This window comes from Nonomuraea sp. NPDC000554 (genome assembly GCF_040300065.1).
In the GTDB taxonomy this organism is placed as follows: domain Bacteria; phylum Actinomycetota; class Actinomycetes; order Streptosporangiales; family Streptosporangiaceae; genus Nonomuraea.
On the sequence record NZ_JBEPDC010000001.1, the window covers coordinates 572,670 to 599,382 of the forward strand.

Consider the following 26,713-nt stretch of genomic DNA (forward strand, 5'->3'; position numbering starts at 1 on the left):
CCCGAAACGGCCCCGCCCCCACGTCCTGCCGCGTGAGGGCGGGGCCTCTCGCTAGGAGCCGCCCAGCATCCGGGCGGCGATCCCCCGGATGACCACCCGCCGGATCTTGCCCGTGGCGGTCTTCGGCAGCCCCTCAAGCACCAGCACCTCCCGGGGACGCTTGAACGAGGCCAGTCCCTCACGGCAGAAGGCGACGAGCTCCCCGGCGTCGACCGTCGCGCCCGCGGCGGGCACCACGCACGCCACCGGCTTCTCCAGGCCGTCCGCGTCGGTGAAGGCGACGACCGCGCACTCGGCGACCGAGGCGTGCTCCAGCAGCCGGGCCTCCACCTCCATGGGCGACACCCAGATGCCGCTCGCCTTGATCATGTCGTTGGACCGGCCCAGGCAGGTGAAGTAGCCGTCCCGGGAGCGGACGTAGGTGTCACCGGTACGCAGCCACTCCCCCTGGAACACCTGGCGGGTGGTGGCCGTGCGGCACCAGTAGCCGGTCGCGATCGAGTCACCCCTGACGTACAGGTCGCCGGGGTCGCCGTCCTTGACGGGCGCGCCCTCCGTGTCCAGCAGTCTGGCCTCGTAGCCGGGCACCTCCGTGCCGGACGTGCCCGGCCGCACCCGCCCCGGACGGTTGGAGATGAAGATGTGCAGGGCCTCCGTCGAACCGATGCCGTCGATGACGTCCACGCCGTGGCGGGCGGTGAAACGCCGGTAGATCTCGGGCGGCAGGGCCTCACCGGCCGAGACCGCGAGCCGCACGGACGCGAACGTGTCCGCGGGGAGGTCGGCGGCGAGCAGCGCGGCGAAGAACGTCGGCGCGGCGAAGAACAGGGTGGGCCGCTCCGCCCGCACCCGCTCCGCGACCCCGGCCGGGGTGGGCCTGGACGGCTCCAGGACGGTGGCGCCGCCCACGGACAGCGGGAAGAACAGCGAGTTGCCGATGCCGTAGGCGAAGAACAGCTTGGCGACGGAGAAGCACCGGTCGCCGGACGTGATGCCGAGGACCTGGCGGGCGTAGGTCTCGCAGACGACCCTGATGCCGCCGTGCCGGTGCATGGCCGCCTTGGGGGCACCGGTGGTGCCCGAGGTGTACAGCCAGAGCGCGGGCGAGTCGGCCCAGGTCGGGTAGGCCCCCTCCGCGCCGGACGCCCGCCCTGCGGCGAGGACGTCCGTCCAGGCCAGAACCTCCACACCGGCGACCGGCTCGTGGCTGCCCTGCTCGTGGCTGCCCGGCTTGTGGTCGCCTGCCAGGATCAGGGTGGTGACCTCCGGCGCTCGGCCGAGCGCGATGCTGACGGCGTCCGCGAACTCGGGGGTGGCGACCACCGTCCTGGCGCGGGCGTCGCGGAAGAGCGCCCCCAGCTCGGCGCCGGTGTACATGGTGGAGACCGGCACGGCCACCGCGCCCATCCGCATCACGGCGAGGATGGTGGCGAGCGTCTCCGGCCGGTCGGACATGACCATCAGGACGCGCTCCTCGGGCCTGATCCCGTGGATCCTGAGCCCGGCGGCGAGCTCCGCGACGAGTCCGGCCAGTTCGGCGTAGCTGAGGGTCCCTGACGGTCCGGTGACGGCGGTGCGATCACCTAGGCCGGCCTCGACCTGGCGGTCGACGAGATAGACGCTGGCGTTGAACGACTCGGGGGTGTCGGGCATGGCCGTCCCTTATCTGCCGACGGGTGCATCCTAGGCAAATCCTCTACACAGAATTTATGCAGCGTCAATGACCTGTAGCATTCATGGAATACTTGCCGGTAGAAGCCACGAGAGGAGACCCCGCCGGTCATGCCCCGCGAGCCCGTCCAGCCGTCCTACTCCCGCCGCCACCAGGCCGGGTCGGGGAGCGCCAGGTCGCTGCTGCTCACCGTCCTCGGCGAGTACGTGCTGCCGGACGGCGAGCCGGCGTGGACGTCGACGCTGCTGCACGTCCTCGGCGGCCTGGGCGTGGAGGAGAAGTCGACCCGGCAGGCGCTGGCCAGGATGGCGGCCGACGGCTGGATCGTCGCCGAACGGTCGGGGCGCCGGGTCCGCTGGTCACTGACGCGTCCCGGGCGCGTCCTGCTCACCGAGGGGGCCGAGCGCATCTACTCCTTCGGCCGCGACCGCGACTCCTGGGACGGCCGGTGGGTGGTGCTCGTCGTCACCGTCCCGGAGAGCAGGCGCGAACTGCGCCACCAGCTGCGCACCCGGTTGACGTGGGCGGGCTTCGGCAGCCCCGCGCCCGGCGTGTGGGTGAGCCCGCACACCTCGCGCGAGGACGAGGCCAAGCAGGTCGTGACCGAGCTGGGCCTGGACGTGGGCGCCCTGTCCTTCAACGGCCCGTACGGCGGCATCGGCTCCGAGCGCACCCTGGTGGAGCAGGCCTGGCACCTGGACGAGCTGGCCGCCGACTACGAGGGCTTCATCCAGGAGTTCGCGGGGCTGCGTCCGGAACCGGGCGACGCCACGCTGCTCGCCCAGATCCGCCTGGTGCACGAGTGGCGGCGCTTCCCCATGCTGGACCCGCAGCTGCCGCTGGACCTGCTGCCGCCCGGCTGGATCGGCGTCCGCGCGGCCAACGTCTTCGCCGACCTGCACCACGCCTGGCACGAACCCGCCCAACGCCACTGGCGCACCCTGTCTCCGCCCGCGACAGAGCCTGTAAGTCACGCCGACGCCCAGTCCGCATAGCACGTTCCACGATTCCCCCATGTAGCGTCAACAACTTGTAGCATGACCCTCGTGAACGGCACCCTGCGAATCGAAGCGGCGCCAGGCCGCCTGCTGGTCCGGCTCGACCGGCCACACGTGCGCAACGCGATCGACGCCGCCATGGTGGCCGACCTGCACGAGGTCTGCGCCGACCTGGAACGCGACCCCCGCGTGCTGGTGCTCACCGGCGCGCCGGGCGTGTTCGCGGCCGGCGCCGACCTCCGAGAGCTGCGGGAACGCGGCCGGGAGGACGCGCTCGCGGGCATCAACAGCGGCCTGTTCGACCGCGTCGCCCGGCTCCCGCTGCCGACCATCGCCGCCGTCGACGGCCCCGCGCTCGGTGGCGGAGCCGAGCTCGCCTACGCCTGCGACTTCCGCCTCGCGACCCCGCGTGCCCGCTTCGGCAACCCGGAGACAGGTCTCGGCATCATGGCCGCGGCGGGAGCCTGCTGGCGGCTGCGCGAACTCGTGGGCGAACCGCTGGCCAAGGAGGTCCTGCTGGCGGGCCGCGTCCTGTCGGCCGCCGAAGCCGCCGAGGTGCGGCTGGTCAACGAACTGGTGCCGGAGGAGGACCTGTTGGACGCCGCCGCCAGGTGGGCCGACCGCATCCTCACCGGCGCGCCCCTCGCGCTACGCCTGACCAAACTGGCCCTGGCGGCCCCGCCGGGCGCGCACCCGCGCTTCGACGACGTCGCCCAGGCCGTCCTCTTCGAAACCGACGAGAAACGCCAGCGCATGACCGCCTTCCTCAACCGCCCCAAACGTTCCGATCGCTGAGGCCGCCCGGGGACGTAGGGCATGGCCCCACGCAGTGGCCGCGCTTCGCGCGAAGGTGTTCGGAGCCGCACTTCCAGCAGGCCGCTCAGGCCGGACCGTGACCCGCTGGCGAAGCCTGGTCGAGCAGGTCGCGGATGGCGTGGAGGACAGCATCCGGGCGGTCCACGTGCATCCAATTGTGCCCGGCGTCGTCGAGCACGCGGTGTTCACCGCGTGGCGCCGCCTGGGCGAGTTCGGCGTGCAGCGCGAGTTTGACATCGTTGATCTCGCGCTCGAGTTCTTCGGGCACCTGCGCCGCGCGGGCAGGATCGTCCCCCATCGCGGAGAGGACGATCAGGGGCACGTCAGGCGCCTGTCCTGCGCGACGGAGTTCGTCGCCGACCTCATCGAGGTTCTCCATCTCCCGCATGCCGGTCCGCCAGTGGGTGAGATGGTGCTCGATGAGCGGCTCGCGCACCGCCTCGGGCCACCGCGCCAGCTTCTGCTCGAACAGACCGCGAAAGAGCTCGATGATCTCCTCGGTCGGCTCCGGCATGGGCTGGTTCTTCAGGTGTTCCTGCATCTCGAGCACCTGCTGGGGCATGCGGGTGGTGTTGTCCTCGTGGTAGGGGTCGAGGAGGAGCAGGCCGGCCACCTCCTCAGGGAAGCGCTGGGCGTAATGGCGGGCGTAGACCCCGGCCAGGGAGTGGCCGACCAACAGGTAGGGGGCGGGCACGCCGGCGGCGCGCAGCAAGCTCCGGAGCTCGTCGGTGACCTCGGCGGCGCTGCGGGGCAGCTCGGCGTGATCGCTCCAGCCCGTTCCCGCCCGGTCGTAGAGCACGCTTGTGGCGACCTCGGCAACGAGATCATGGACGTTCAGGAAGTCCAGGCCGACCACACCGGCTCCGGGCAGGAACACCACGGCCGGGCCTCCAGTACCCGAGCGGTGCAGCAGTAGCCGACGCCCCTCGACGTCATAGAGCTCCCCAAGCGGCGGCGCGGCAACAGGCGTCACGGTTTTCTCCCAGCACTCAGCAATAGTCCCAACTTTGGGAACAGTACCAGATGTGGGATCATTGAGCGTGGACTCGGTCAACCTGCTCCTGCACCCGCTGCGGCTCCGTATCGTGCACGCCATGTCCGGCAGGAGAACGCTCACGCCCACGCAGTTGTCCGCTCGGCTACCCGACGTTTCGCGGACCAGCCTCTACCGCCATGTCGGCCTGCTGGCCGACGCAGGCGTCCTGACGGTGGACGGCGAACAGCGGGTACGCGGAGTTGTGGAACGCAGCTACCGGCTGAACTGGGAGCGGGCCGCGATCGACGCCGACATGGCTGCGTCGATGTCGCCGGAGGACCACCGTCGAGGGTTCCTCGCGGCCATGGCGGCCCTGCTCGCCGAGTTCAACGCCTATCTCGATCGAGACGACGCCGACCCGGTCGCCGACTCCGTGGGGTACCGACAGCTCACGCTCTGGCTCAGCAAGGACGAGCTCACCGAGATCATCGATCAGCTGCGCGAGATACTCCTATCCCATGCGAACAACCAGCCCACGCCGGATCGCTCGCCTCACCTGCTCAGCCCGATCGTGTTCCCCACCGAACAGCCTTTCCCGACCACAGCCGGTAACGAGAACGCCAGATGACGATCTCGAACCAGCCGAACGGGCCGCCGGACCGAACGAAGCGCAGGCGCCGTTGAACTGCGGCGAGCGCCTGGTTCGACCGCCGGAGCAGCGTGCCCGAGTGGGCTCGCACGGCCCCCGAAGTGGCCTGGCCCCGTGGCCGAGAAGGGCCAGGCCGGCTTCCGCACGGTACGTGACCGCCGGACGCCGTTACACGGGCAGGAGGCCGAGCAGGTGCGCCGTGGCGGTGAGAAGTGCGGCCAGGGACGTGATGACGGCGGCGATCGTCGTCGGCGCGACAGCGGAGAGTCGCCGGATCGCGTAGTAGGTCAGCCACAGAACGGCGATGATGACGGACGCGGCGTACAGAAGAGGCAGCTGGGACATTGATTTGCCCCCTTTCAGACGCGGGGAGGGCCCCCATTTGACTGCTTCGCGGAGCTATATCGACAATGTCCGTATTGCGACGGTTGGTAAGTGCCCGACTACAGATTGTCGATGCAAGAACTGTACGCCTGAAGATCCAGGCGAGTGCGTCACCACACGAGACGAAATCCGAGAAGTTCCCTGGAGCCACCTTTTGATTACTCTGCGCATTCGGTCACGAGCAGAGGGTATTGTCGAAGACCGGCGCTGACTCTTCGCGGAGCTCTTTGCCCTGCGGTGACGGCGGCCGGGGTGGTATCCGGCCCCTCACCCTCTGTTACATACTCTCCAGTCGCGGAACCTGAGCGTCGAACGCCACGACGACTCGGCCCTCTGGCTGCCTGTCAGCGTCTGAGCCGTGTTCGTTGGCTACGGTCGAGGCCATCGCCGCGAGGCGGCGGGCGAGCCGGGCGACCGCCTCCCGCAGCTCCGGAGGCTCCAGCACCTCCGCCTCGAAGCCCAGCCGGGCCACGTGCACGGCGAGCCAGTCCAGGTCCTCCCCGCCGACGACGAGCACACACCATCCGTCGCGATCGTCCTCGACGCGCCCCACCTGGGGCGGCACCAGCTCCCGCACCCGGTCAGACTGGGCGTGCACCCGCACCCGGGCGAGATACCGGTACGGCGCCTCGGTCACGGACCGCTGCACGTAGGCGACCGGGTCCGGATGCTCCCGCGCCCGGAAGCGCCAGGTCGTCGCCACCACATCGCGCATCCGGTCCAGCCGGAAGGTGCGCCAGTCGTCGCGGTCGACGTCCCAGGCCATCAGGTACCAGCGGCGGCCGGTGGCGACCATCCGCACCGGCTCGACCGTGCGCTCGCGCTCCCCGCCGTCGCGGCCGGCGTACCGGAAGCACACCCGCACGGCGTCGCGACAGGCCCGCGCGAGCGTCACCAGCAGCTCCGGGTCGATCTCGATCCCGGGGCCGACCAGGGTCTCGGTGGCGCCGTGCACCGCCCGCACCTCGGCGCGCAGCCGGGGCGGCATCACCTGGTCGAGCTTCGCGAGCGCCCGCAGTGCCGCCTCGCCCGCCCCGGCGACCGTGCCCCCCGACGCCAGCCGCAGGGACACCGCCGTCGCGATCGCCTCCTCGTCGTCGAGGAGCAGCGGCGGCAGCCGGGTGCCCGCGCCGAGCTGGTAGCCGCCGCCGACGCCCGCCGTCGCGTGCACGGGGTAGCCGAGCGCGCGCAGCCGCTCCACGTCGCGGCGCACCGAGCGGTCGGTGACCCGCAGTTCGGCGGCGAGCTCGGCGGCGGTCCAGGACGGCCTGTGCTGCAGCAGCGCCAGCAGCCGCAGCACCCGCTCGGTCGTCGCCTCGACGGTCATGCGCTCATCGTTCCACAGATCTAGGAACGACTCTGTCCGCTATATGCGGGAGGGTAGCGACCGTGACCAACCAGACCTTGCTCCACATCAACCGTGAGCTGATCCACCATCTGGCCGAGGTGTGCCTGCTCCGCGACATCCACCTGCACACCCACCAGCAGACCCGGCGGGAGGCGAGCTGACATGGCCCGCGACGTCCAGATCACCTTCGACTGCGCCGACCCGGCCGGGTTGGCGATGTTCTGGGCCGAGGCCCTCGGCTACCAGCTGCAGGACCCGCCCAACGGCTTCGAGTCGTGGGAGCAGGCCCTGGAGGCGGTGGGCGTGCCGCCCGAGAGCCGCAACGACGCCTCGGCGGTGGTCGACCCCGAGGGCTCCGGGCCGCGGCTGTTCTTCCAGCGGGTGCCGGAGCGCAAGCAGGCCAAGAACCGCGTGCACCTCGATGTGCGGGCCGCCCCCGGGCTCAACGGCGACGCGCGGATGGCGGCCCTGGAAGCGGAGGCCGAGCGGCTCGTCTCCCACGGCGCCACCCGGCTCCAGCGCCACGAGCCCGCTCCCCCGCTCGGCGCCGGTCACATCGTGATGGCCGACCCCGAGGGCAACGAGTTCTGCCTCGACTGATCAGCCGCACGGCGCGTCTGAGCACTCGCGCGCCCTCTGACGGCACCGTCGGATATCGGAACTGTCCGAATGGGTCGCCAGAGCACCGTGATGGACCGTGATCAATCCTGGTGCGGCGCTGCTGTCGGGTGGGTTACCTTCGCGTGATGGCAGACGAGGCGCGGGCTTATCGCTATGTCGGTCCAGCCGAGATACTGGCGGCGATGCGGCACGCCCCTGCTGGCCAAGTGATCAGGACGACGGAAGACCTCATTGCCTGGTTGGGGGTCGTCGGCCAAGACGAGTTGGCGAACCCGTTCACGTTCGTCGTTGACGTGCAGGGGGACCTTCGGCTGGCGCCGCGGCGTAGCGAACATGTGGCGTGCGCAGGCGGCGGTGTGGTGTTGAGCGCGGGTGAGATCGCCTTAGCGCAAGGGCCTGGTGGTTGGGAGGTTGCTGAGGTCAGCAACCAATCGACGGGTTACTGTCCGGAGGCAGGTTCCTGGCCTGCGGTCGAGGAAGCGCTTGATCGGGTTGGGGTGGCTCATCCTGGCCGGTTCACCGACGAGTTCGTCTTCCGCCGCTGCCCTGAGTGCGGCGAGCGCAACGTGGTCAAGGACGGCTCCTTCGTGTGCGCCGTCTGCGACGGGGATCTCCCGGCCACCTGGAACTTCGACGTGCCGGCAGAGGGCTACTGATCGCCATCCAGGTCGTGTTCGGGATCAAGAGCCCTGCAGGCGGCGGTGAGGTCTCCCGTGGCGATCAGATCGGCAACGGCGTCGACCATCGCCGGGATCCCCGGCCGACGCGTGATGATCAGGTCTGTGGTCCAAAAGTAGGCGCCGCTGCTGCATTCGCCGGTGTCGCGGTGGCGGTCCATGACCTGCTGGACCGCATCGAGGGTCATGAAGGACGCGTAGTGGCGCGAGCCGTTCGGAAGAGTGATCGTGGCGTCGGCCTCGGGGGTGTCTTCCGGGGCGTGTCCTTCCCAGCGTGGAATGGTCAGAGTGAACCCGTCGGCTCTGACCTGGTAGAACGGCCCGTTGATTTCGATCATAAGCACATTCTTCCGCTGGGATGGTGTGACGCGGTCATGAAGGGGTCGTGCGGCGGCTGAGGTCGGCGGCGTAGGTCATCCAGTCGCCTGCGGATGCTTGTTGCCAGGCGACGGCGACCTTGATGTGGATGCCGAGCATGCGGGCGAGGATGGCGGCGGGGATCTCGGTGGCGAGGCCGAACAGGGCCGTGGAGCGGTCGCGGCCGGCGTGGATGCCGATTTTCTTGAGTCGTTGGCCGAGGTAGTCGGGGCTGAGGGGGTGGCCGTGTCGGCGGCCGGGAAACAGCCAGGGCGTGTCGGCGGTCTTGTTGAGGATGGTGTTGCCTCGACGGGTCTCGACCAGTTCGAGGACGAGGTCGGCGAGCGGTTCGGGGAGGACGACTGGTGAGGTGCCGAGCAGGAGCTCGACGTGGTTCCCGTGGGCGTTGACGTGCTCGGTGGTGAGGCGGCTGATCGCGCTGAGGTTCTGTGCGTAGAGCAGTAGGAGGAGACCGACGACCCGGTCGGAGGTCTTGAGGTTGGTGTCCTGGAGGAGCCGTCGGGCGTCGTCCCAGCGTTTCTCGCTGTCGAGGAGGCCGGTCGGTCCCTGCCAGCGGACTGCGGGGAAGGTGAGGTGGTGGGCGTGCCGGTGGCCGAGGGCCCAGCGGACGAAGTGCCCGGTCTCGTGCCGGTAGCTGACGTCGTCGGTCGCCCATCGGTCGAGGTCGGCCTGGGTGCAGGTCGCCAGGGTGAGGCCGGTGCCGCTCAACCAGTCGAGGAGGTTAGCCGCGGCCGTGACGTGGGAGCGGACGTTGAGGCATTGCAGGTGGGTGGCGCGGGCTCCGTTGAGCCGTCGACGCAGCCGCCGCAGATGGTGCCAGACCGCGTAGGCGTGCAGGATCTTGCGTTCGTTGGGGTCGGTGCGGGCGGCGAGCGTGGTGGCCGTCCATCGTTCCAGCCCGACGAGCCGTTCGTCGCGTTCCGGCAGCGATCCACTGGCCACGAGAACGCTGCGTAGGTGGTCAAGCGTCTTGCTGGACGGCAGCTCGTCGAGCGTGTCGTGGGAGATCTTTCGCGAGTCACGGCCGATCCCGGTGAGGAGCTCCCGGACCTGGGGGCGTCTCAGCCAAGCCATGGCGACGTCGGGCCGCTCGACCTTGGTCAGCGCTCGCTCCAGAGACACCAGATCGTCTGCGATGCGACCGCCCTCGTCCGCGAGGAGGGTCCGGATGTCCTGGCCGAGGAGGCAGCGCTGGCAAGGCCGGACGCTGAGAACCCAGGTTGTCTCGCAGATCGGGCATCGATCCCAGAAGTCGGGGTCGGGGTTGACGCATCTCGCGCACAGGGGTTGATCGAGCGTACCGCCGCGAAGCTGGGCGGTGGTGTCGCAACCGCTGCATCGCATCCACCGGTGCTGGCAATTCTCGCACCACGGCTGGCCGGTGGCGCGGGAGATCTCGCAGTGCGCCTCACGGCCGCAGATCCCGCAGGTCATGATCGGTCGAGGGCGGCAGTTCTGGCAGAACGGGCCGGCGACGGTGCGGGCCGCGACGCGGCGGCGCTGCCCGCAGCCGGAGCAGTCCTCAAGGTTGATCGGGTCGTTGACCAGGCAGTTGGGGCACAGGGGTCCACCGTCGGCGTCTCGGGCCGCGGGTTCCCGGACGCCGCCGCAGCGTGAACACGGAACGGCTCTGGTCTTGGCGAAGCAGTTCCGGCAGATCCGCTGCCCATCGAGCTGTTTGGAGAGTGCGACGACCCGCTGGCAGCGCGGGCATGACGGCGGAAGGACCTTCGTCGCCCCGGCTTTGATTAGCTCGTCGATGAACCGCAGCACCGCGGGCGCCGGGGCGAGGGAGCCTGCTCCGGTGAGGAGCTCGGGGTTGTCCAGGACGGCCCAGGCCAGGCGCCTCTGTCCGGCGGGGCGGACGGTAGCCCGTTCGAGAGCATCGAGCACGATCCGGTCGTTGAGGGCGGACTCGAGTTCGGCGACCAGGAGGGTGAGCAGCCGCACCGGGTCGCCGTCGAGGTCGGGGCAGTGCTCGCAGCGCGGGCGGCCGTGTCGGTCCCGGGTGCAGACCCGTCGTTCCTCCCCGCACTTGGCGCAGGTCTCGGGCTTGTCCCGGCAAGGCGAGCAGATCACGCACCCCTTCCGGCTGATCAAGTACGAGACAGTCCGGCCGCATTCGCCGCAGCAGGGCGCCGCGACGGCTGTCGCGCCCGCGGCGCGCAAGCCCAGCAGCAACTGGCCTACCGACCACGGAACGGGAGGCCCGCCGCCGGTGAGCAGCGTCGGATCGGTCAGGAGGTTCTGAGCGAGGCGTCGGCTCTTGGCTCGCCCACCTGCGACCTTGGCGACCTCCTGCCGGACGGCTTCGGCAGTCAACGTCGGCTTGATGCCGGTCACGAGCCGGACGACCAGGCCGATCGGATCGGCGATGGCCTCGGCCTCAAGGACGACGTTCATTCGCCGGCCGGTGCGATGCGGGCCCGTTTGGGCCGCAGTTCTCCGACCCCGGCCTCCCCGCCGACCACCTTGGTCTTCTTAGCCTGCCCGGCGACCGGCATGGGCTCGATGAGCTCCTCCATCGTGCAGTCCAGGATGTCCAGCAGCGCCATCAGGATCTTCAGGCTCAGCCGTTCGGGACGATCGACCACGAGGCGATAGACCTGGGAGGACGACAGCTTGATGCCCCGTTCGGCCAGCGGCGCGAGCAGGTCCGTGGTCGAGAACATGTCCCGGGTGGCCATGACCTGCCGCAGATGCCACCGGTAGTCGAGCTTGGCCGTCATCGTCGTCCCTTCCGTCCAGAGTCACCGTTCTCGGCCCCGAGCGCGGGAGCGAGGGCACGCCGCAGCGCAGCGTTCATGAAGGCGTCGCTGACGTGGGTGTATACGGCCGTCGAGCTGTCATTCTCGTGGCCGACCTGAGCCTGGATGAACCTGCGGTCGACCCCATCTTCCGTGAGGTGGGTCACGTAAGAATGCCTGAGCGAATGGGGCACCAAGGCAACCGGCAGCTTGAGCGCGTCACGGTAGGCGACGAACCTGGCGTTGATCTCGGCCGGCTTCACCCGGCCACCGCGTTCGGTTACCCACAGAGCCGGATGGTCCTTGCATCCAAATCGAGGTCGGACGTTCTCGACGTAGTCGGCGACCGCCTCGACCGCCCAGTCCATCACCGAGGCGACGTTCCGCCGCCGCGGAGGCTGGCCGCGCTTGGCCTTGCCATAGCGGACATTCAGCATGCCGTACGGACCGAACTCTGGCGCGGCCGGGTTCCGGCCGAAGTCGACCAGATCGAGCTTGGACGTCTCGGTCCGTCGCAGCCCCCACCCGTAAATGACCTTGAAGAGGGTGGCGTCCCGGTAGGCGGCCAGCGCGCCCTTGCGCTTCGAGTTCACCGCCCGGTCCACCTGGTCGTCGGCGTAGTCCAGGAACCTCTGCAACTCGGCGCGGGTGAACGGACGCGCTTCGGGATTGCCCTCGTAGTCGTTGAGGTGCGCGATCGTGTTCCACTCGTGCGCGATCGCCACCGGATGCTGTCCGGGCCCGAACTCCCGCTCACAGGCGACAGCCCAGCCGTAGCGGCCGTCGATCAGGAACTCGGTGAACTGCCGGATCGTGCACTGGAAGCTGCGGATGGTGGACGGAGCCAGGTGAAGCTCGGCCGTCAGGCTCAATGACCATTCGTCCATGTGGCCGGGCGTCCAGGCCCACGGATAGTCGTTGGTGAACTCCAGGAAGCGCCGCACCAGCCGCTCCCGCGGCACGATCGTGTCCTCCTTCAACCCTCGCGCCGTCTGCTGAGCACGCCAACCCCGGAGCATCGCCTCGACCATCGCGTCCTCAGGACGCAACTGAACGACACCCGAGACCAGCTCCATGTGAGCCGCTCCCGCGAGCTCGACCCTCCGCTGCTGCACTCTCCAGACCGTCCCTTCTGGAGAGCATATCTTGCATCAGACGGGATCATTCTGGCAAACTCACTGCTCAAGCAGCCAAGACCAAGGCCTCTGGAAGCCCCGCTTGACCTTCCGGCGACCTGGCGACCTGCCGCTTCTCGCCCGTCTGATGCAATTCCTGAGGGTTGGCGTACGCCCCTGCCCTGTCACGGCAGACGATGCGGACGCCGGGATGCTCACGCGGCCGGGTGGTCTCCCTCGCGCGAGGGAGGCCACCCCCTGGGGACGAGTGTGATCCTCGAAGGAGTCAATCCGTGACGTCGTTCGAGGAGAACCCCCATGGCCGCGCACACCCTCTGGCGCAGGCTGCATGGCCGGACCGCGGCAGACGTGCCCCGCTGGGCCGTGCTGGCCGCCTACGCCATCCCGCTGGTCGTCCTGCCCTCCGGCCTGTGGCGCATCGCCGCCATGATCTTCAACGCGCCGCTGCTGGAAGTCGACACCACGCCTTCCGGCGGCGACCTGGAGGGGCTGGCCGGCGGGTGGTGGTACATCCTGCTGCTCAGCGTGGTCAGCGAGGCGGCCGCCTTCCTCGCCGTCGGACTGGTCAGCGAGTGGGGCGAGGCGTGGCCGCGTTGGATACCGGTTCTGGGTGGCCGCCGGGTGCCGGTCATGGCCGCGGTCATCCCCGCCGGCCTCGGCGCCCTCGCGTTGTTGATCTTTCCGTACGCGATGATCATGATCAGCTTCGGGATGAAGATCAACGGGGATCCCGGCGGGATGGTCACGCACGGCTGGCAGACGGTGATCTTCAACGTCACGTACTGGCCGCTGGCCGCCTGGAGCCCCCTGCTCGCCCTGGTGACCGTGCACTACTACCGCCGCCGCACCACCTCGCCCCGCGACCTCGCCGTGGAATCGCGCCGCCAGGACGGCCCCGCGACGGTAGGCGGCGTTACTCGCCGGGGTCGTGGTCGGTGAGCGTGTCGGCCCATCGCTGGGACCATTGCACGAGAGGGCGCAGCGCCTGGTACGCGTCCTCGCCGAGGGATGTGAGGGCGTAGCGCCTGTCGTCCGCTTGGCGGATCAGGCCTGCCTCGGCCAGTTCGAGAAGCCGTTGGCGCAGCACGCTGGAGGACATGCCGTCGCAGCGCTGCTGTAGCGGGCGAAAGCCTGACGGGCCGTCGTGGAGCTCCCAGACGATCTGCAGGCTCCAGCGCCTCCCGAACAGGTCGAGCGCGGCCATGAGGGGCCGGCCTGTGCGGGAGCCCCGGACCGGCCGGCCCGGCCTGGGTGTCGCCACAGTCGTCGTCTCGGCAATCTGTCTGGTGCTTCTGTTTCCGAAACGATAGCATCCCAAGGCGCTTCGAAAACAGAAGCGTTGACTGGAGGGTGGAATGTCGAACGCGCTGGTAACGCCCGTATGCGACCGCTTGGGCATCGACCTGCCCATCGTTCAGGCCCCGGTCGGCTCGGCCGTCACGCCTGAACTCGTCGCGGCCGTCTCGAACGCCGGAGGGCTGGGGATGCTGGCGCTGACCTGGGTCAGCGAACAGGAAGCACGCCGGCAGATCCGACAGGTCCAAAGCCGCACAAAGCGGCCGTTCGGCGCGAACCTTGTGCTGGAGTTTCCGATCGACGATCTTCTGGGCGCGTGCCTGGACGAAGGCGTGACGATCATTTCCACTTTCTGGGGCGACCCGGCCATCGTGACCGAGCGCGTGCATGACGCGGGCGCGCTCCACCTGCATACCGTCGGCTCAGTGGAGGAGGCCAAGCCGGCCGTGCAGGCGGGCGTCGATATCGTGGTCGCGCAGGGCTGGGAGGCCGGAGGACACGTCCGAGGCCAGATCACCACGATGGCGCTCATCCCAGCGGTGGTGGACGCGGTAGGAGCGGTACCGGTCATCGCCGCCGGCGGCATCGGCGACGGGCGCGGACTGGCCGCCGTGCTCGCCCTGGGCGCTCAGGCGGGCTGGCTGGGCACGCGGTTCCTGACGGCCGAAGAGGCAGCCACCCATCAGGTCTACCGCCAGGCCATAGTCGACGCGGCCGGACAGGACGCCGTACACACCCGTTGCTTCGACGGCGGCTGGCCGAACGCTCCTCACCGGACCATCCGCAACGCCACCATCGCCAGGTGGGAGGCCGCCGGATGCCCGGCGGCCCCGCACCGGCCCGGTGAGAGAGAGGTGGTCGCCACCGACGCCCACGGCCGTACCCACCTGCGCTACGGCGACATGATTCCCGTCCCCGGCATGACCGGAGATCCCGCGGCCTTGGCTCTCTACGCCGGTCAGACGGTCGGCCTCATCCACGGCCAGGCCCCGGCCGGGCAGATCGTGACGACGATCGCCTCTCAAGCCGGGCGCCTGCTCAGCGAAGCCACCAGATAGCCCATGCCGGCCGGACCGGCGGAGGTCCCGGCGGCGAGCAGGTCTGCTGCGGTGTCGTATCAGCGGCCGTGTCAGTGCCGCAACGGCTCGGTGTCAGGACGGTCGGTGATGGTGGATGCCATGAACGGTTCGGAGATTGCGGCCTCGGGGCTGCGCACAGACAAGATCGTTAATAGTGGCCGTATGCGGGTCTTCCGGCGCGTGGGGGTCGCCACGACGCTGGCGGCCGCCCTGCTGGGCGGGGCGGCCACATCCGGGGTGGCCGCCGCAGACAGCAGGGCCGTGTCGAATGCCGCCGCTGCTGCCGGGCAGGATCGCCCGGAACTGCAGAAGGCCATCCAGGCATTCGTCGACGCCGGTTTCGCCGGGGTGCAGATGCGCGTGAACGATGAGCGAGGCCAGTGGGTCGGCAGCGCCGGCGTGCGCAAGCTGAGCACGAGCGCCAAGCCGCCGACGAACGGACACTTCCGGATCGGCAGCACCACCAAGAACTTCACCGCGACCCTGGTGCTGAAACTGGTGGACGACGGCAAGATCAAGCTGGACGACCCGGTGGCCGACTACCTGCCCCAGTACAAGCTGGACCGGCGGATCACCGTGCGGATGCTGCTGCAGCACACCAGCGGGCTGTTCGACTACACCTTCGACTTCGACCCCGACGGGAAGCCGGTCTCATTGATCCCCTGGCAGGGCAAGGAGTGGGTGGCCAAGCGGTTCCACACCTACAAGGACGACGAACTTGTACGGCTGTCGTTGTCCAAGCCGACGAAGTATGAGCCGGGGACGAGCTGGAGCTACGCCAACGTCAACTACGTGCTGGCCAAGCTGCTGATCGAGAAGGTCACCGGCCACTCCTACGCCACGGAGATGAAGCAGCGGATCCTGGGACCGCTCAATCTGAAGCACACCGTGGTGCCGGGCGCCCGCTCGGATATGCCCGCGCCGTACGCCCACGCCTACTACCGCTACGAAGACGCCCCTGGCCAGTGGAAGGTGATCGACGTCACCCGCCAGAACCCCTCCTGGATCTCGGGCGCCGGTGAGATGATCTCGACCACCGAGGATCTCCAGACGTACTTCTCCGCGCTGAATGACGGCAAGCTCATCTCAGCCGAACTGCTGGCCGAGATGCGCAAGCCGCACCCGAAGAGCGCCGGCCTCTTCGGCAGCTACGGCCTCGGACTGTACGTACTGGACACCGGCCCGAACTGCGACGGCATCATCCTCAACCACAACGGCAGCAACAACGGCTACGGGGCGCTGATGTACAGCACGCCCGACGGCAAGAAGACCCTGACCGCCTCGATCACCAGCGGCGACGCCGCAGTGGACGTGGCAACGGAGTTCCCGAAGGCGTTGAACAACCTCGTCAGGACGGTGTTCTGCGACGGGCAGGCCGGGTCGGCTGATGAGGCCAAGCCGGCTCAGTAGACGGGGCCCTTGAGGCTGGACTCCCTACGTCGCGCATCAAACAGAGCGTGAACCGGGCCACGCCGAGCTCACCAAGCTCGGCGTGGCCCGTCCACACGCGCGGAGGCCCTGCATGTGATGGTCGACTTCCGCACGTGACCGGAGCCAGTGGCGAAGAGGACGGCCAAGCGTGCCGATCGTGCGGGCAAGCCCGCCCGACGTCGTCTCCGCTGGGAGACCGAGCGCGAACGGACCAGGCGCTCTCAGCCGATCCGACAACCGGAGAGACCCGCATGAACGCCCACGGCGGGAGCCGGCACCCCGGCCGGACACCGTCATCACCGCCACGGTGAAGGCGGACGAGCTCCGCTTCGACGAGGTGCCGCGGACACACGTCGCATTCGACGGCTCCCCCGGCCACGAGTCCGGCTCCGGCAGCGACCGGGCCAACCTGCCGCCTGGTCGCGTGGAGGAGAGCGTGACCTACCGGCACGTCTGGGTCGATTTCCGCCTCACGTCGAGGCTTGCCACCCCACCGACGAATAGCGCGCGCCGCGCACTCGCAGCGGAGCATTCGCCATTCGTACAGCTGGGCAGAGGTTGATCGCTCGCCCGATCAGAGCAGATGCGTGCCGTCGTGGTGGCGAATGGCCGGCGTGTGGTCGCCTTGCATGGCGTCCAGGACGCGGACGGCGAACGCCTCGGTTGCGAGCGCGCGGACCTCGTCGGCGGCGGCCCACCGGAAAGAGCGGGTTTCGGTGGTTTCGGTGAGGTCGCCACCGATGACCTTGCAGCGGAAGACCAGGGCCACGATGCCGCGGGTCATGTTCTTGTAGACGCCCGTCCGCCCCATCCTCTTGGTAAGCAGGGTTGAGAGCATCCATCGACGAGCCTTCTGGAAGCCGGGCGAGCCTCAGAGCCCGTCGCTGTCTCTTGATGCAGAACGACGCTGATGCCTGGGCGTGCCAAGGATTCGATCCTCTCGGAAGACAGATAGTGCTCCGTTCAGGGCCAGGCTTCCCCAGTTAGCGGGTGAGCGCAGGCGAAACCTGCGCTCCAAGAGAGCGCCCGAGCGAAGTGAGGCCCAACAGGGGTCGGGCCTTGGCCCGACTGGAAGGACGCCTGAGCTGATGGGCGCGAAGCGCCGCTTGCGAAGGCCTTTGTGCCCGGAAAAGTCTCAGAAGTGGACGTACTCGTAGTTGAAGGGCTGGCCGTTGATGCCGTTGCGGGGTGGGGCGACCCAGGCTGCGATTTTGCCCGGTTCGTAGACGGGACGCATCAGGGACTGGACGTGGAGCTTGTCGTCGGCCGTCGGCAGCCAGCGTGGCCTGCCCGCCTCCCAGGTGGCCTGGTCCACCAGGCGGCCGTCTGGGGTGAGGTGGTGGGCGGCGAAGGCGCCGACGTGGCGGTTGAAACCGAGGTGCGGCAGGCTCAGCCTGGTGTCCACGCCGTGGTCGGCGAGGATGCGGTTCCAGCGGGTGACGCCGTTGCGGCAGTCGGCGGCGTACTCGGCGCGCAGGTCGGCGTTGAGCGCTGTCAGCGCCGGCACGTGGACGTCCACCAGGCGGCCGTTCTCCACCTGCTGGATAGCGGCGGTCGCCTCGGTGAGCTGGTGGTCGTCCTTGCGGCGTTCCTCCTGCCAGCGTCCTTTGAGGCCGGCGGTGTAGTAGTTCGCCACGTTGGTCGAGGTCTCGCCGCCGAACAGGTCCAAGCTCACGCTGTAGTGGAAGTTGATGTACTTCTGGATGATATTGAGCGGTATACCGCCAAATTTCCGGATGTCGTCGGTGTCGTGGTCCCGCATGAGCTGGGCGGTCCGCTCCACCACGCGGTCCACGCCGGTGGTGCCCACGAACATGTGGTGGGCCTCCTCCTTCAGCATGAACTCGCAGGTACGGCTGAGCGGGTCGAACGCCGACTCCTTCAGGGTGCCGAGCTGGTACTTGCCGTCGCGGTCCGTGAAGTAGGTGAACATGTAGAACGACAGCCAGTCGGGGGTCTCCTCGTTGAACGCGCCCAGGATGCGCGGGGAGTCCTCGCTGCCGGAGTTGCGGAGCAGGAGGGCTTCGGCCTCGTCCCGTCCCGTACGCCCGAAGTAGGCGTGCAGCAGGTAGACCATCGCCCACAGGTGGCGGCCCTCCTCGACGTTGACCTGGAACAGGTTGCGCAGGTCGTACAGCGAGGGGGCGGTGAGCCCGAGACGGCGCTGCTGCTCGACGCTGGCCGGTTCGGTGTCGCCCTGCACCACGATCAGCCGTTGCAGCTCGGCCCGGTACTCGCCCGGCACCTGCTGCCAGACCGGGCGGCCCTTGTTCTGGCCGAACGCGATGCGCCGGTCGGTGTCGCGCTCGGCCAGGAAGATCCCCCACCGGTACTCGGGCAGCGCGACGTGCCCGAAGTGGGCCCAGCCCTCCCGGCCGACCGCCACGGCGGTGCGCAGGTAGACGTCCTGGGTGGGCAGGGTCGGGCCCATCTCGCCCCACCACTGCAGGAAACGGGGCTGCCAGGATTCCAGGGCCCGCTGCAACCGGCGGTCGTCGGCGAGGTTGACGTTGTTGGGGATGCGCTCGCTGTAGTCGATGGACATCGTGTCACACCCGCTTCCTGTCGAAGACGGCCCGCTGACCGGTCCCGTAGCGCCGCAGGGCGCCGTCAGGGCCGGAGGCGTTGGGACGGTTGAAGATCCAGTTCTGCCACGCCGTGAGCCGTGCGAAGATCTTCGTTTCCAGGGTCTCGGGTCCGGCGAAGCGCAGGTTGGCCTCCATGCCGGTCAGCGCGTCGGGGCTGAGCGCGGCGCGTTCCTCCAGGGCGATGCGGATCTCGTCGTCCCAGTCGAGGTCGTCGGGGGCGAACGTCACCAGGCCCAGCTCCAGCGCCTCCGCGGCGTCGATCGCCCGGCCCGTCTCCTGGCGCAGCCCGGCCAGCCGGTCGGGGTCGCCGTGGTAACGGGTGGCGAGCCTGGACAGGCCGTTGGCCATCGGGTACGTCCCGAAGTTGGCGGACCCGGTGAGGATGATCCGGGCCGGTTCGCCTTCCTGGTCGTCCAGCATGTACTGGCGGTCGCAGGCCAGGGCCAGTTCCAGCAGCGGCCCGGCGAAGCAACTGTCAGGCTCGATCAGCGCGATCAGGCTGCGGCTGGTGACGTCGAGCCGTTTGAGCGTGCGCTTGTAGTAGTGGCGGATCTCGCGCGGCAGCCAGCCGTCGCCGTCGAGGAGCGGCTCGTAGGACAGGACGCGATCGGGGTCGCCCTCGGTCCTGATCACCCACGTGCCCAGCTCCAGTTCGTTGGTGCGGAGCCGCAGGATCAGGTCGTCCAGCTCGCGGGTCATCGCCAGCGGCCAGAATCCGGCGTTCAGCTCGCGGACGGCGGCCGCGTCCTCGCGCGGGCCGCTGACCGTGATCGTCACCAGCCCGGACGGGCGGTCCAGCTCGGCCCTGACCGACGAGTACGTGATCGTGTCGGCGTCCTGCTCGCGGCGGAGCGGTGTGAGCGCGATCCCCTTGGCGTCCGCGGGACGGTCCGAGCGGGCGGCGGCCTCGGCGGCGCGCTGCCGCACGGTCGCCTCGAAGCGGCTGCGGGGGACGGCCTCGTCCACCAGCCGCCAGGCGACGGCGGTGGTCCCGCGCACGCCCTCGCTCCTGGTGGCGAAGACATCGGCCAGGTCGCGGCGCACCCCGCGCTTGTCGACCAGCCGGGTGAGCCCGCCGGTGCCGGGCAGCACGGCCAGCAGCGGCACCTCCGGCAGGGACACCGCCGACGAGCCGTCGTCGACCAGGATGATCCGGTCGCAGGCCAGGGCCAGTTCGTAGCCGCCACCGGCCGCCGTGCCGTTCACCGCGGCGAGGTAGGTCTGCCCGGAGTTCTCGGTCGCGTCCTCGATGCCGTTGCGGGTCTCGTTGGTGAACTTGCAGAAGTTCACCTTCCAGGCGTGCGGCGAGCTCGCCAGCATGCGGATGTTCGCGCCCGCGCAGAACACCCTCTCCAGGCCGCCGGTGACGACGACCGCGCGGACCTCGGGATGCTCGAAGCGGAGCCGCTGCACCGCGTCGTACAGCTCGATGTCCACGCCCAGGTCGTAGGAGTTGGCTTTCAGCTCGTAGCCCGGCCTCAGCCCGCCGCCCTCGTCCACCTGGAGGACCAGGCGGGCGATCTCGCCGTCGAGCTCGATCCGGAGGTGGCGGTAGCGGGCGGGGTCGGTGTCGAAGGACACCTCGGGCGCCGCCACGGCTTCGGTAACGGACATCACGCCGCCTTCCTGGTCTGCGCTCCCTCCTCATTCTCGACACGCTCGTCTCGCGACGTCAATGGACTGTAGTATTTCTAGCCGACGTGGACGTGCGGCCTGCGTTCCGGGACGGGCTCGGCCTGGCGCAGCACCTCGCGCGTCACCGGTGGCACGTCTCCACCGCCGAAGACCACGTAGCGCAGCATGGCCAGGATCGGGTTGCCCTCGGCCCAGTGGAAGTAGATGTGCGGCACGCCGCCGGTGCGGTCGCGCAGGTAGAGCAGCAGCGCGGCCAGCGAGTTGGGCACCGCCGAGCTCTCGAGGCGCAGGATCTTGTGCCCGTACCGCTCATCGCCCTGGACGTGCAGCTCGGTCTCGAACTCCGAGGCGTCCGGGACCGACACCTCGACGAACATGATCGGCTCGGAGCTGCGCAGGCGGTGGTTGATCCAGGTCTCGCGGATCTTGTCGTTGTACTCGCGCTGGTCGCGCTCCTGCGGCTCGTTGGCGATCAGGTGGATGTCGCCGCACGCCTCGTTGACGAACTCCTCCGCCAGCGGGTCCAGGCGCACGTCGGTGACGCGCAGCTCAGTGGAGCGGGTGGCCCGCGAGATCAGCGACGTGACGATGATGGCCGCGATGAAGAACGAGGCGATCTTGACCCCGTCGGGACGCTCGATGACGTTGTCGACCAGTGTGTACGCCAGGACCGCCGCGATCAGGCCGAACCCGGCCATGGCCCCGCGTTGGCCCTTGTCCCTGGCGGAGAGGGTCACCGCGACCGCGGCCGACAGCATGACCACCAGCACGCCGGTCGCGTACGCGCCGCCCTGCGCGTCCACGCTCGCCCGGAAGATGATCGTGATGGCGAACCCGATGACCGAGAAGACCAGCACGAGCGGGCGCACCGCGCCCGTCCACTCCGGCGCCATGCCGTACCGGGGCAGGTAGCGCGGCACCAGGTTGATCAGCCCCGCCAACGCCGAGGCACCCGCGAACCAGAGGATCGCGATCGTGCTGACGTCGTACGCGGTGCCGAACCAGTTGCCCAGGTAGCCGTGCGCCAGGTAAGCCAGGGCGCGCCCGTTCGCCTTGCCGCCTGCCGCGAACTCCTGGTGCGGGATGAGCACCGTGGTCACGAAGCTGGAGGAGATCAGGAACACGCTCATGATCACGGCGGCCGTGGTCAGCAGCCTCCTGGCGCCGTGGATCCGCTGCTGGATGTCGCCCTTGACCACCGGCATCACCGCCACGCCGGTCTCGAACCCGGACATGCCCAGCGCGAGCTTGGGCATCACGAGGAGCGACAGCCCGATCATCGCCAGCGGGCTGCTGTAGCTCGTCGTCAGCGCCTGTTTCCAGTTCACGACGGCGCCCGGCATCTCCAGGACGTGCACGATCGCCGCGGTCACCACCACCGCGTTCAGCCCGAGGTAGACGAAGACGAGCACGACCGCAATGCCGATCGCCTCGGTGAACCCCATCAGGAACACCCCGCCGAGCAACGCGAGCAGGACGAGCGTGACCAGCACCCGCTGCCCCTGCAGGAAGCCGGGGACGAACGGGTTCTCCAGGATGTGCGCGGTGGCGTCGGCCGCCGACAGCGTCATCGTGATGACGAAGTCGGTGGCCGCGAACCCGAGCAGGGCCAGCACGAAGAACTTGCCCCACCACTGCGGGACGAGCTTCTCCAGCATCGCGATCGAGCCCTGCCCGTACGGGCTCTCCGCGGCCACCCGCCGGTAGACCGGCAGCGCCCCCAGCAACGTCAGCGCCACCAGGAGCAGCGTGGCCAGCGGCGACAGCAGCCCGGCCGCCAGCGCGGCGATCCCCGGCTGGTAACCCAGCGTGGAGAAGTAGTCCACACCGGTCAGGCACATCACCCGCCACCATGAGTGCTTCACGTGCGGGCCCTGCTCGATCTGCTTACGGTCGGTCTGCAGGCCCTCCAACAGCCACGATCGCAGCGTTCCTTCCGTCGGCCCCGGCCGCCCCGCCAGCACCATTCCGGCCACCCCCACATCAAAGGCCGCAAGGCACCTTACTCACGCCAGGAGGGGGAAACGGCTGGTGAGAGCGTCAAGAACCGGTCAATATCACGGCAGTTCGATCTTCCCGACCGGGACGACCTCGTTGACCAGGACGCCGATCTCGGCGATGCCGATCTCCACCCGGTCGCCGGGAAGCAGGGTGAACTCCTGGCCCGGCACCAGGCAGGTGCCGGTCGACAGGATCACTCCGCGGGGGTGCCGATCCGCCACGAAGAGGTACTCCACCAGCTCCTCGACGCGCCTGTGCAGGTCGGCCGTGCTCGCGGACCCCGACCAGGCGACCTCGCCGCCACGGGAGATGGACATCGCGATCCCGAGGTCGTACGGGTCGGCGACCTCCCAGACCGGGCGGATCCCCGGACCCATCGCGGTCGCCCCCAGGTACATCTTGGCCTGCGGGAGGTACAGCGGGTTCTCCCCCTCGATCGAGCGGGAACTGACGTCGTCGCAGACGGTGTAGCCGACGATCTCGCCGCTGGCCGCTACCACCACGGCCAGTTCGGGCTCGGGAACGTCCCAGGTGGAGTCGGGGCGCACGCCGATCGTCCGGCCGGGGCCGCGGACCCGCCACCCCACCGACTTGAAGAACAGCTCGGGCCGCTCCGCTTCGTAGACCCGCTGGTAGATGTCGGGCTGGGTGCTCTCCTCGACCCTGGCCTCGCGGGAGCGCCGGTAGGTGACCCCGGCGGCCCACACCTCGGTGTCGGGGTCCACGGGCGCGGCGGGCGACACCTCGCCGAGCTCGCCGGACGCGCTCTCCAGCAGGTCGCGGAAGTGGCCGAGGTCGGCGGAGAGCGCATCGCCGAGCGAGAAGCCGTCAGGCAGGGGACGGTCGCCGGTTTCGGTGCGGACGGCCCAGCGGGCGGAGCCTGCGCAGCGGACGAGATGCATGGGTGCCTTCCTGTCGGGGGCGAAAGGTCTGCCATCCAAGGTAGCCGCCGGGCTCACGCTTCCCGTGTCGCCGCCGATCAGCGAGCGCCTGACGGCGTCACCCTCAAGCTCCGCTGTCGCCGGGAGTCTGGTGGGACGCCGGCTCGTCGTCCACGGCTCGGGCCTGCTCGCCCACCCACACGGCGATCTGGGCGCGCGAGTTGAAGCCCAGCTTGTTCAGGATGTGCTCGATGTGCCCTTCGGCCGTGCGCTGGGCGATCACCAGCGCGGCTGCGATCTCCTTGTTGCTCATCCCCTGGGCGACGAGCCCGGCGATCTCCGTCTCCCGCCGGGTGAGCGGCGCCGCGTCCTTCCTCGCCCCCGGGCCGCCCCTCGCGGCCTGCGCCTCGCCGGGCATCTCCTCGTGCAGCCCGAAGGCGATCGCGTCGTCGTAGCTGAGCCGGGCGCCCTGCCGGAACACGGTGTTGAACGTCGACTCCCCCAGCGCCGTACGCGTACGGAGCTCGCATTCGTCGTGATACTGAACCAGATGCCCGTAACCGGACAGGGGCGCGCCGATCGAACGCCAGAGGGTCTCCAGGATTCCCAGCAGCCGCGCCGCCCGCCGAAAGTTCCCCTGTGTCGCCGCGACCCAGGCCAGCACCTCGAGGTTGACCCCGACGCCCAGCGGATCGTCCAGCGAGCGGTTGACGGCCAGGCTCTGCTTCTCCAGGTCGATCGCGCGCTCGGCCGCCCCCTGCCGCCAGACCTCCACGCCGAGCGCCATCATCGTGTACGCCTTGTGCCAGCCCTCCCCGTACGAGTCGCACACGGCCAGGCAGTCGTCGCCCAGGGAGATCGCGAGGGCCGAGTCGCCCAGGTAGGAGTGCGCGAGTGACAGCCGGATGAGCGCGAGGGCCATGCCCACGGGGTCTCCGACGGCCCGCAGCCGCGACAGCGCCTCCTCGTAGAGCTTGATCGCGGATTCGGCGTCGCCGCCGTACATGGCGATCATGCCGCAGTACAGCGACACGTACCCGCGGACCGAGTCGTCCTCCAGTTGCTCGCCGATGCGGCGGCTCTCGTCCAGCATCGTCGTGGCGGCGGTGATGTCGGCCTGGATGATGGCCAGCCAGCTGTTGGCCCACAGCGCCTGCGCGCGCGCCCGGGTGGGGTCGGTGTCGGCGGCCAGCCCCCGGTCCAGCCAGCGCCGGCCCTCGCCGAGGTAGTAGCTGGTGATCCAGTGGTAGAGCATGTCCGTGGCCATGGTGAGGCCGGACCTGACCTCCGACGGTTCGCTGAAGCAGTGTTCGAGCGCGGCCCGCAGGTTGGCGTGTTCCAGCTGCAAGCGGTTGAACCAGTCCACCTGCGACGGTCCGAACAGCTCCTGCCGCGCCTGAGCGGCGAGGTCGCGGTAGTAGTCGCGGTGCCGCGCCTTCATCGCGGCCTCCTGGCCGGACGCGACGAGGCAGTCGCGTCCGTACTGCCGGATGGTCTCCAGCAGCCGGTACCGGACGCCGCCCACCCGGTGTTCCTCCCTGATCAGGACGGACTTGTCCACCAGGCCGATCACCAGGTCGACGACCTCGTCGTGGTCGATGCCGTCGACGGAGCAGACCGCTTCCGCCGCGTCCAGGTCCAGGCCGCCGGCGAACACCGACACCCGCTCCCACAGCAGCCGTTCCTTGTCCGAGCAGAGGCCGTAGCTCCAGTCGATCAGCGCGCGCAGCGTCTGGTGGCGGGGCAGCGTCGCCCGTGATCCGGCGGTGAGCAGCCGGAACCGGTCGTCCAGCCGATCGAGCAGTTGCTGGACGGACAGCGCCCGCAGCCGGACGGCCGCCAGCTCGATCCCGAGCGGGAGGCCGTCCAGCCGGCGGCAGATCCGGGTCACCAGGCTCTGGTTGTCCTCGGTGATGGCGAACGTCGGCAGCACGGCCTTGGCGCGCTCGGTGAACAGCCGCACCGCGTCGAACTGCATGAGCGACTCGACGGACGGCCGGGCCCCTTCGAGGTCCGGCAGCGCGAGGGTCGGTACGGGCAGGGCCTGTTCACCGGCGATGCCCAGCGCCTGCCTGCTGGTGGCGAGGATGCGCAGCTCGGGGGCGGAGCGCAGGAGCGTCTCGGCCAGGATGGCGGACTCTTCGACCAGATGTTCGCAGTTGTCCAGGACGATCAGCGCCTGCTTGTCCCGCAGGTGTTCGATGAGAATCTGCAGGACGGGGTCGACGCTGTGATCGCGGATCTCCAGAGCCTCGGCCACGGCCTGGCCAAGCAGGTCAGGGCTCTCCAGCGCGGCGAGCTCGACCAGCCACACGCCGTCGCGGAACGCCCGCCGCACCTCGTTCGCGACGCGCAGGGCCAGCCGGGTCTTGCCCACCCCGCCCATTCCGGTCAGGGTCACCGCGCGTGAACCGGACAGCAGCTGCTTGACCTCGGCCACCTCGTGCCGACGTCCCACGAAACTCGTCACCTCGGCGGGCAGGCTGCCTGTCTGCTGCCGCTTGGAGGTGCCTGTAACAGATGTCATCAGCCGCCTCGTGACGGCCCGTCCAGCCGGTCACCGTGATGCTGGATTCGGACCCTCATTATTCAGGTTATGCGAAGGCCGTTTCCCGTGCGGCGCCGTGCTCACCGGCCCGCAGCCTGAGGCGGGTGCGAAGTTTGACATGGTATGGGCGCTCGGCGTCCCGACCTTGAAGGTGGCGCTCCTAGCGTGGGCGGTGAGGCCACAGGGCCTCAAGGGGGAGGCGTGATGTTCATCCAGCTCATTCAAGGTCGGCCGGCCGACGCCGGAGAGCTGCGGTCGGCCCTGGGCCGGTGGGCCCGCGAACTGTCGCCGGGGGCGCCCGGCTGGCTCGGCACGACGGCGGGTCTGACGGAGGACGGCCAGTTCGTCGCCGTGGTGCGCTTCGCGTCGCGAGAGGCGGCACAGCGCAACGCCGACCGTCCCGAGCAGACCCAGTGGTGGATCGAGACCGCGAAGCTGTTCGCCGGGGAGGTCGTCTTCCATGACTGCGTCCGGGTCCACCAGTATCTGGACGGCGGATCCGACTCGGCGGGGTTCGTCCAGGTGATCCAGGGGCGGACCCGCGATCCTGAGCGGATGAGCGAGATCGTCCGCCGCACCGAGCGGGATCTGGCCGCCTTCCGGCCCGACCTCATCGGCGGCATCATCGCCCTGCACGAGGCCGACGGATACACCGAGACCGCCTACTTCACCTCCGAGAAGGAGGCCAGGGAAGGCGAGCGCAAGCAGCCCCCGCCCGAGCTGCGCGGCCCGCTGGAGGAGTGGATGGGCCTGTTCGAAGGCCGGCCCGCCTACGTCGACCTGCGCGAGCCGTGGCTGTACTCGCCCGGCGCGTGAGCACGTTAGAAGAACGCCGGGGCCGATCGGTGACCG

24 protein-coding genes are annotated in these 26,713 nt (G+C 69.4%); 9 read left to right on the plus strand and 15 right to left on the minus strand.

Going from position 1 to position 26,713, the window contains the following annotated elements; all coding sequences use genetic code 11:
* Positions 1–51 precede the first annotated feature (51 nt).
* Entirely contained in the window at positions 52–1,653 is a 1,602-nt protein-coding gene (locus ABT294_RS02900; protein WP_350803089.1) for a benzoate-CoA ligase family protein, read from the minus strand.
* A 129-nt stretch (positions 1,654–1,782) separates the two neighbouring features.
* On the opposite strand from ABT294_RS02900, the gene ABT294_RS02905 reads away from it, so the two are divergent.
* Complete coding sequence (locus tag ABT294_RS02905) at positions 1,783–2,667, plus strand: PaaX family transcriptional regulator (RefSeq protein ID WP_350803090.1); 885 nt, start codon at positions 1,783–1,785, stop codon at positions 2,665–2,667.
* A gap of 51 nt (positions 2,668–2,718) precedes the next feature.
* Positions 2,719–3,465, plus strand: coding sequence for an enoyl-CoA hydratase/isomerase family protein (locus ABT294_RS02910; RefSeq protein WP_502911941.1), 747 nt, complete (start codon positions 2,719–2,721; stop codon positions 3,463–3,465).
* 85 nt (positions 3,466–3,550) lie between these two features.
* On the opposite strand, the gene ABT294_RS02915 is transcribed toward ABT294_RS02910, so the two are convergent.
* Entirely contained in the window at positions 3,551–4,366 is an 816-nt protein-coding gene (locus ABT294_RS02915) for an alpha/beta fold hydrolase (protein WP_350803093.1), read from the minus strand.
* 145 nt (positions 4,367–4,511) lie between these two features.
* Here ABT294_RS02915 and ABT294_RS02920 point away from each other — a divergent pair, with 145 nt between their 5' ends.
* Positions 4,512–5,090, plus strand: a complete 579-nt coding sequence (locus tag ABT294_RS02920; RefSeq protein ID WP_350803094.1) for a helix-turn-helix domain-containing protein — start codon at positions 4,512–4,514, stop codon at positions 5,088–5,090.
* Positions 5,091–5,279: 189 nt separating this feature from the next.
* On the opposite strand, the gene ABT294_RS02925 is transcribed toward ABT294_RS02920, so the two are convergent.
* Positions 5,280–5,456 carry a hypothetical protein gene (locus ABT294_RS02925; protein ID WP_350803095.1) on the minus strand — a complete coding sequence of 59 codons (177 nt, stop codon included), beginning with the start codon at positions 5,454–5,456 and terminating at the stop codon, positions 5,280–5,282.
* Between the two features lie 316 nt (positions 5,457–5,772).
* Positions 5,773–6,822, minus strand: a complete 1,050-nt coding sequence (locus ABT294_RS02930) for a helix-turn-helix transcriptional regulator (protein WP_350803096.1) — start codon at positions 6,820–6,822, stop codon at positions 5,773–5,775.
* A 183-nt stretch (positions 6,823–7,005) separates the two neighbouring features.
* Here ABT294_RS02930 and ABT294_RS02935 point away from each other — a divergent pair, with 183 nt between their 5' ends.
* Together ABT294_RS02935 and ABT294_RS02940 are read left to right on the plus strand one after the other, a co-directional pair.
* The gene (locus tag ABT294_RS02935; protein WP_350803097.1) at positions 7,006–7,443 is read left to right on the plus strand and encodes a VOC family protein; all 438 of its coding nucleotides are present in this window, start codon (positions 7,006–7,008) and stop codon (positions 7,441–7,443) included.
* 146 nt (positions 7,444–7,589) lie between these two features.
* Positions 7,590–8,120 (plus strand): TFIIB-type zinc ribbon-containing protein, encoded by a 531-nt coding sequence (locus tag ABT294_RS02940; RefSeq protein WP_350803098.1) that lies wholly within the window; start codon positions 7,590–7,592, stop codon positions 8,118–8,120.
* Here the strand turns inward: ABT294_RS02940 and ABT294_RS02945 are convergent.
* Genes ABT294_RS02945 through ABT294_RS02960 form a run of 4 tightly spaced genes read right to left on the minus strand, consistent with a single transcriptional unit; the run spans position 8,114 to position 12,381 of the window.
* The gene (locus ABT294_RS02945; protein ID WP_350803099.1) at positions 8,114–8,479 is read right to left on the minus strand and encodes a hypothetical protein; all 366 of its coding nucleotides are present in this window, start codon (positions 8,477–8,479) and stop codon (positions 8,114–8,116) included. The two genes, ABT294_RS02940 and ABT294_RS02945, sit on opposite strands and share 7 nt — an antisense overlap.
* 34 nt (positions 8,480–8,513) lie before the next feature.
* Positions 8,514–10,922: a hypothetical protein gene (locus tag ABT294_RS02950; RefSeq protein WP_350803101.1), complete on the minus strand. Its 2,409-nt coding sequence runs from the start codon at positions 10,920–10,922 to the stop codon at positions 8,514–8,516.
* On the minus strand, positions 10,919–11,248 hold the full coding sequence (locus ABT294_RS02955) for a helix-turn-helix domain-containing protein (RefSeq protein ID WP_350803103.1): 330 nt from the start codon (positions 11,246–11,248) through the stop codon (positions 10,919–10,921). The genes ABT294_RS02950 and ABT294_RS02955 overlap by 4 nt, the downstream gene beginning before the upstream one ends.
* A complete protein-coding gene (locus tag ABT294_RS02960; RefSeq protein WP_350803104.1) occupies positions 11,245–12,381 on the minus strand; it encodes a tyrosine-type recombinase/integrase in 1,137 nt (378 codons plus the stop codon). Before ABT294_RS02960 ends, ABT294_RS02955 begins: the two co-directional genes overlap by 4 nt.
* A 318-nt stretch (positions 12,382–12,699) precedes the next feature.
* Between ABT294_RS02960 and ABT294_RS02965 the strand changes: the two genes are divergently transcribed.
* Entirely contained in the window at positions 12,700–13,341 is a 642-nt protein-coding gene (locus tag ABT294_RS02965) for a hypothetical protein (RefSeq protein WP_350803105.1), read from the plus strand.
* Here the strand turns inward: ABT294_RS02965 and ABT294_RS02970 are convergent.
* The gene (locus tag ABT294_RS02970; protein WP_350803106.1) at positions 13,316–13,663 is read right to left on the minus strand and encodes a winged helix-turn-helix transcriptional regulator; all 348 of its coding nucleotides are present in this window, start codon (positions 13,661–13,663) and stop codon (positions 13,316–13,318) included. The two genes, ABT294_RS02965 and ABT294_RS02970, sit on opposite strands and share 26 nt — an antisense overlap.
* Positions 13,664–13,757: 94 nt before the next feature.
* Here ABT294_RS02970 and ABT294_RS02975 point away from each other — a divergent pair, with 94 nt between their 5' ends.
* Positions 13,758–14,756 (plus strand): NAD(P)H-dependent flavin oxidoreductase, encoded by a 999-nt coding sequence (locus ABT294_RS02975; protein ID WP_350803107.1) that lies wholly within the window; start codon positions 13,758–13,760, stop codon positions 14,754–14,756.
* A gap of 120 nt (positions 14,757–14,876) precedes the next feature.
* Positions 14,877–16,187: a serine hydrolase domain-containing protein gene (locus ABT294_RS02980; RefSeq protein WP_350803108.1), complete on the plus strand. Its 1,311-nt coding sequence runs from the start codon at positions 14,877–14,879 to the stop codon at positions 16,185–16,187.
* 595 nt (positions 16,188–16,782) lie between these two features.
* On the opposite strand, the gene ABT294_RS02985 is transcribed toward ABT294_RS02980, so the two are convergent.
* From ABT294_RS02985 to ABT294_RS03010, 6 genes are all read right to left on the minus strand, one after another.
* Positions 16,783–17,046 (minus strand): NUDIX hydrolase, encoded by a 264-nt coding sequence (locus ABT294_RS02985; protein WP_350803109.1) that lies wholly within the window; start codon positions 17,044–17,046, stop codon positions 16,783–16,785.
* Between the two features lie 297 nt (positions 17,047–17,343).
* Positions 17,344–18,753: a benzoyl-CoA 2,3-epoxidase subunit BoxB gene (boxB, locus tag ABT294_RS02990; RefSeq protein WP_350803110.1), complete on the minus strand. Its 1,410-nt coding sequence runs from the start codon at positions 18,751–18,753 to the stop codon at positions 17,344–17,346.
* Positions 18,754–18,757: 4 nt separating this feature from the next.
* Complete coding sequence (boxC, locus tag ABT294_RS02995; protein ID WP_350803111.1) at positions 18,758–20,410, minus strand: 2,3-epoxybenzoyl-CoA dihydrolase; 1,653 nt, start codon at positions 20,408–20,410, stop codon at positions 18,758–18,760.
* Between the two features lie 77 nt (positions 20,411–20,487).
* Positions 20,488–22,398: an APC family permease gene (locus tag ABT294_RS03000; RefSeq protein WP_350803334.1), complete on the minus strand. Its 1,911-nt coding sequence runs from the start codon at positions 22,396–22,398 to the stop codon at positions 20,488–20,490.
* 90 nt (positions 22,399–22,488) lie between these two features.
* Positions 22,489–23,334 carry a fumarylacetoacetate hydrolase family protein gene (locus tag ABT294_RS03005; RefSeq protein ID WP_350803112.1) on the minus strand — a complete coding sequence of 282 codons (846 nt, stop codon included), beginning with the start codon at positions 23,332–23,334 and terminating at the stop codon, positions 22,489–22,491.
* 103 nt (positions 23,335–23,437) lie between these two features.
* Entirely contained in the window at positions 23,438–25,840 is a 2,403-nt protein-coding gene (locus tag ABT294_RS03010; RefSeq protein WP_350803113.1) for an ATP-binding protein, read from the minus strand.
* 225 nt (positions 25,841–26,065) lie between these two features.
* Between ABT294_RS03010 and ABT294_RS03015 the strand changes: the two genes are divergently transcribed.
* Positions 26,066–26,677 (plus strand): hypothetical protein, encoded by a 612-nt coding sequence (locus ABT294_RS03015; RefSeq protein WP_350803114.1) that lies wholly within the window; start codon positions 26,066–26,068, stop codon positions 26,675–26,677.
* Positions 26,678–26,713: the final 36 nt, after the last annotated feature.

Excerpts from the sequence above, each read along its gene's own strand:
- ABT294_RS02900 (WP_350803089.1), bottom strand. The coding sequence starts at position 1,653 with ATGCCCGACACCCCCGAGTCGTTCAACGCCAGCGTCTATCTCGTCGAC.
- ABT294_RS02905 (WP_350803090.1), top strand. The coding sequence starts at position 1,783 with ATGCCCCGCGAGCCCGTCCAGCCGTCCTACTCCCGCCGCCACCAGGCC.
- ABT294_RS02925 (WP_350803095.1), bottom strand. The coding sequence starts at position 5,456 with ATGTCCCAGCTGCCTCTTCTGTACGCCGCGTCCGTCATCATCGCCGTT.
- ABT294_RS02930 (WP_350803096.1), bottom strand. The coding sequence starts at position 6,822 with ATGACCGTCGAGGCGACGACCGAGCGGGTGCTGCGGCTGCTGGCGCTG.
- ABT294_RS02935 (WP_350803097.1), top strand. The coding sequence starts at position 7,006 with ATGGCCCGCGACGTCCAGATCACCTTCGACTGCGCCGACCCGGCCGGG.
- ABT294_RS02940 (WP_350803098.1), top strand. The coding sequence starts at position 7,590 with ATGGCAGACGAGGCGCGGGCTTATCGCTATGTCGGTCCAGCCGAGATA.
- ABT294_RS02945 (WP_350803099.1), bottom strand. The coding sequence starts at position 8,479 with ATGATCGAAATCAACGGGCCGTTCTACCAGGTCAGAGCCGACGGGTTC.
- ABT294_RS02950 (WP_350803101.1), bottom strand. The coding sequence starts at position 10,922 with ATGAACGTCGTCCTTGAGGCCGAGGCCATCGCCGATCCGATCGGCCTG.
- ABT294_RS02955 (WP_350803103.1), bottom strand. The coding sequence starts at position 11,248 with ATGACGGCCAAGCTCGACTACCGGTGGCATCTGCGGCAGGTCATGGCC.
- ABT294_RS02965 (WP_350803105.1), top strand. The coding sequence starts at position 12,700 with ATGGCCGCGCACACCCTCTGGCGCAGGCTGCATGGCCGGACCGCGGCA.
- ABT294_RS02975 (WP_350803107.1), top strand. The coding sequence starts at position 13,758 with ATGTCGAACGCGCTGGTAACGCCCGTATGCGACCGCTTGGGCATCGAC.
- ABT294_RS02980 (WP_350803108.1), top strand. The coding sequence starts at position 14,877 with ATGAACGGTTCGGAGATTGCGGCCTCGGGGCTGCGCACAGACAAGATC.
- ABT294_RS02985 (WP_350803109.1), bottom strand. The coding sequence starts at position 17,046 with ATGCTCTCAACCCTGCTTACCAAGAGGATGGGGCGGACGGGCGTCTAC.
- boxB (WP_350803110.1), bottom strand. The coding sequence starts at position 18,753 with ATGTCCATCGACTACAGCGAGCGCATCCCCAACAACGTCAACCTCGCC.
- boxC (WP_350803111.1), bottom strand. The coding sequence starts at position 20,410 with ATGTCCGTTACCGAAGCCGTGGCGGCGCCCGAGGTGTCCTTCGACACC.
- ABT294_RS03000 (WP_350803334.1), bottom strand. The coding sequence starts at position 22,398 with ATGGTGCTGGCGGGGCGGCCGGGGCCGACGGAAGGAACGCTGCGATCG.
- ABT294_RS03005 (WP_350803112.1), bottom strand. The coding sequence starts at position 23,334 with ATGCATCTCGTCCGCTGCGCAGGCTCCGCCCGCTGGGCCGTCCGCACC.
- ABT294_RS03010 (WP_350803113.1), bottom strand. The coding sequence starts at position 25,840 with ATGACATCTGTTACAGGCACCTCCAAGCGGCAGCAGACAGGCAGCCTG.
- ABT294_RS03015 (WP_350803114.1), top strand. The coding sequence starts at position 26,066 with ATGTTCATCCAGCTCATTCAAGGTCGGCCGGCCGACGCCGGAGAGCTG.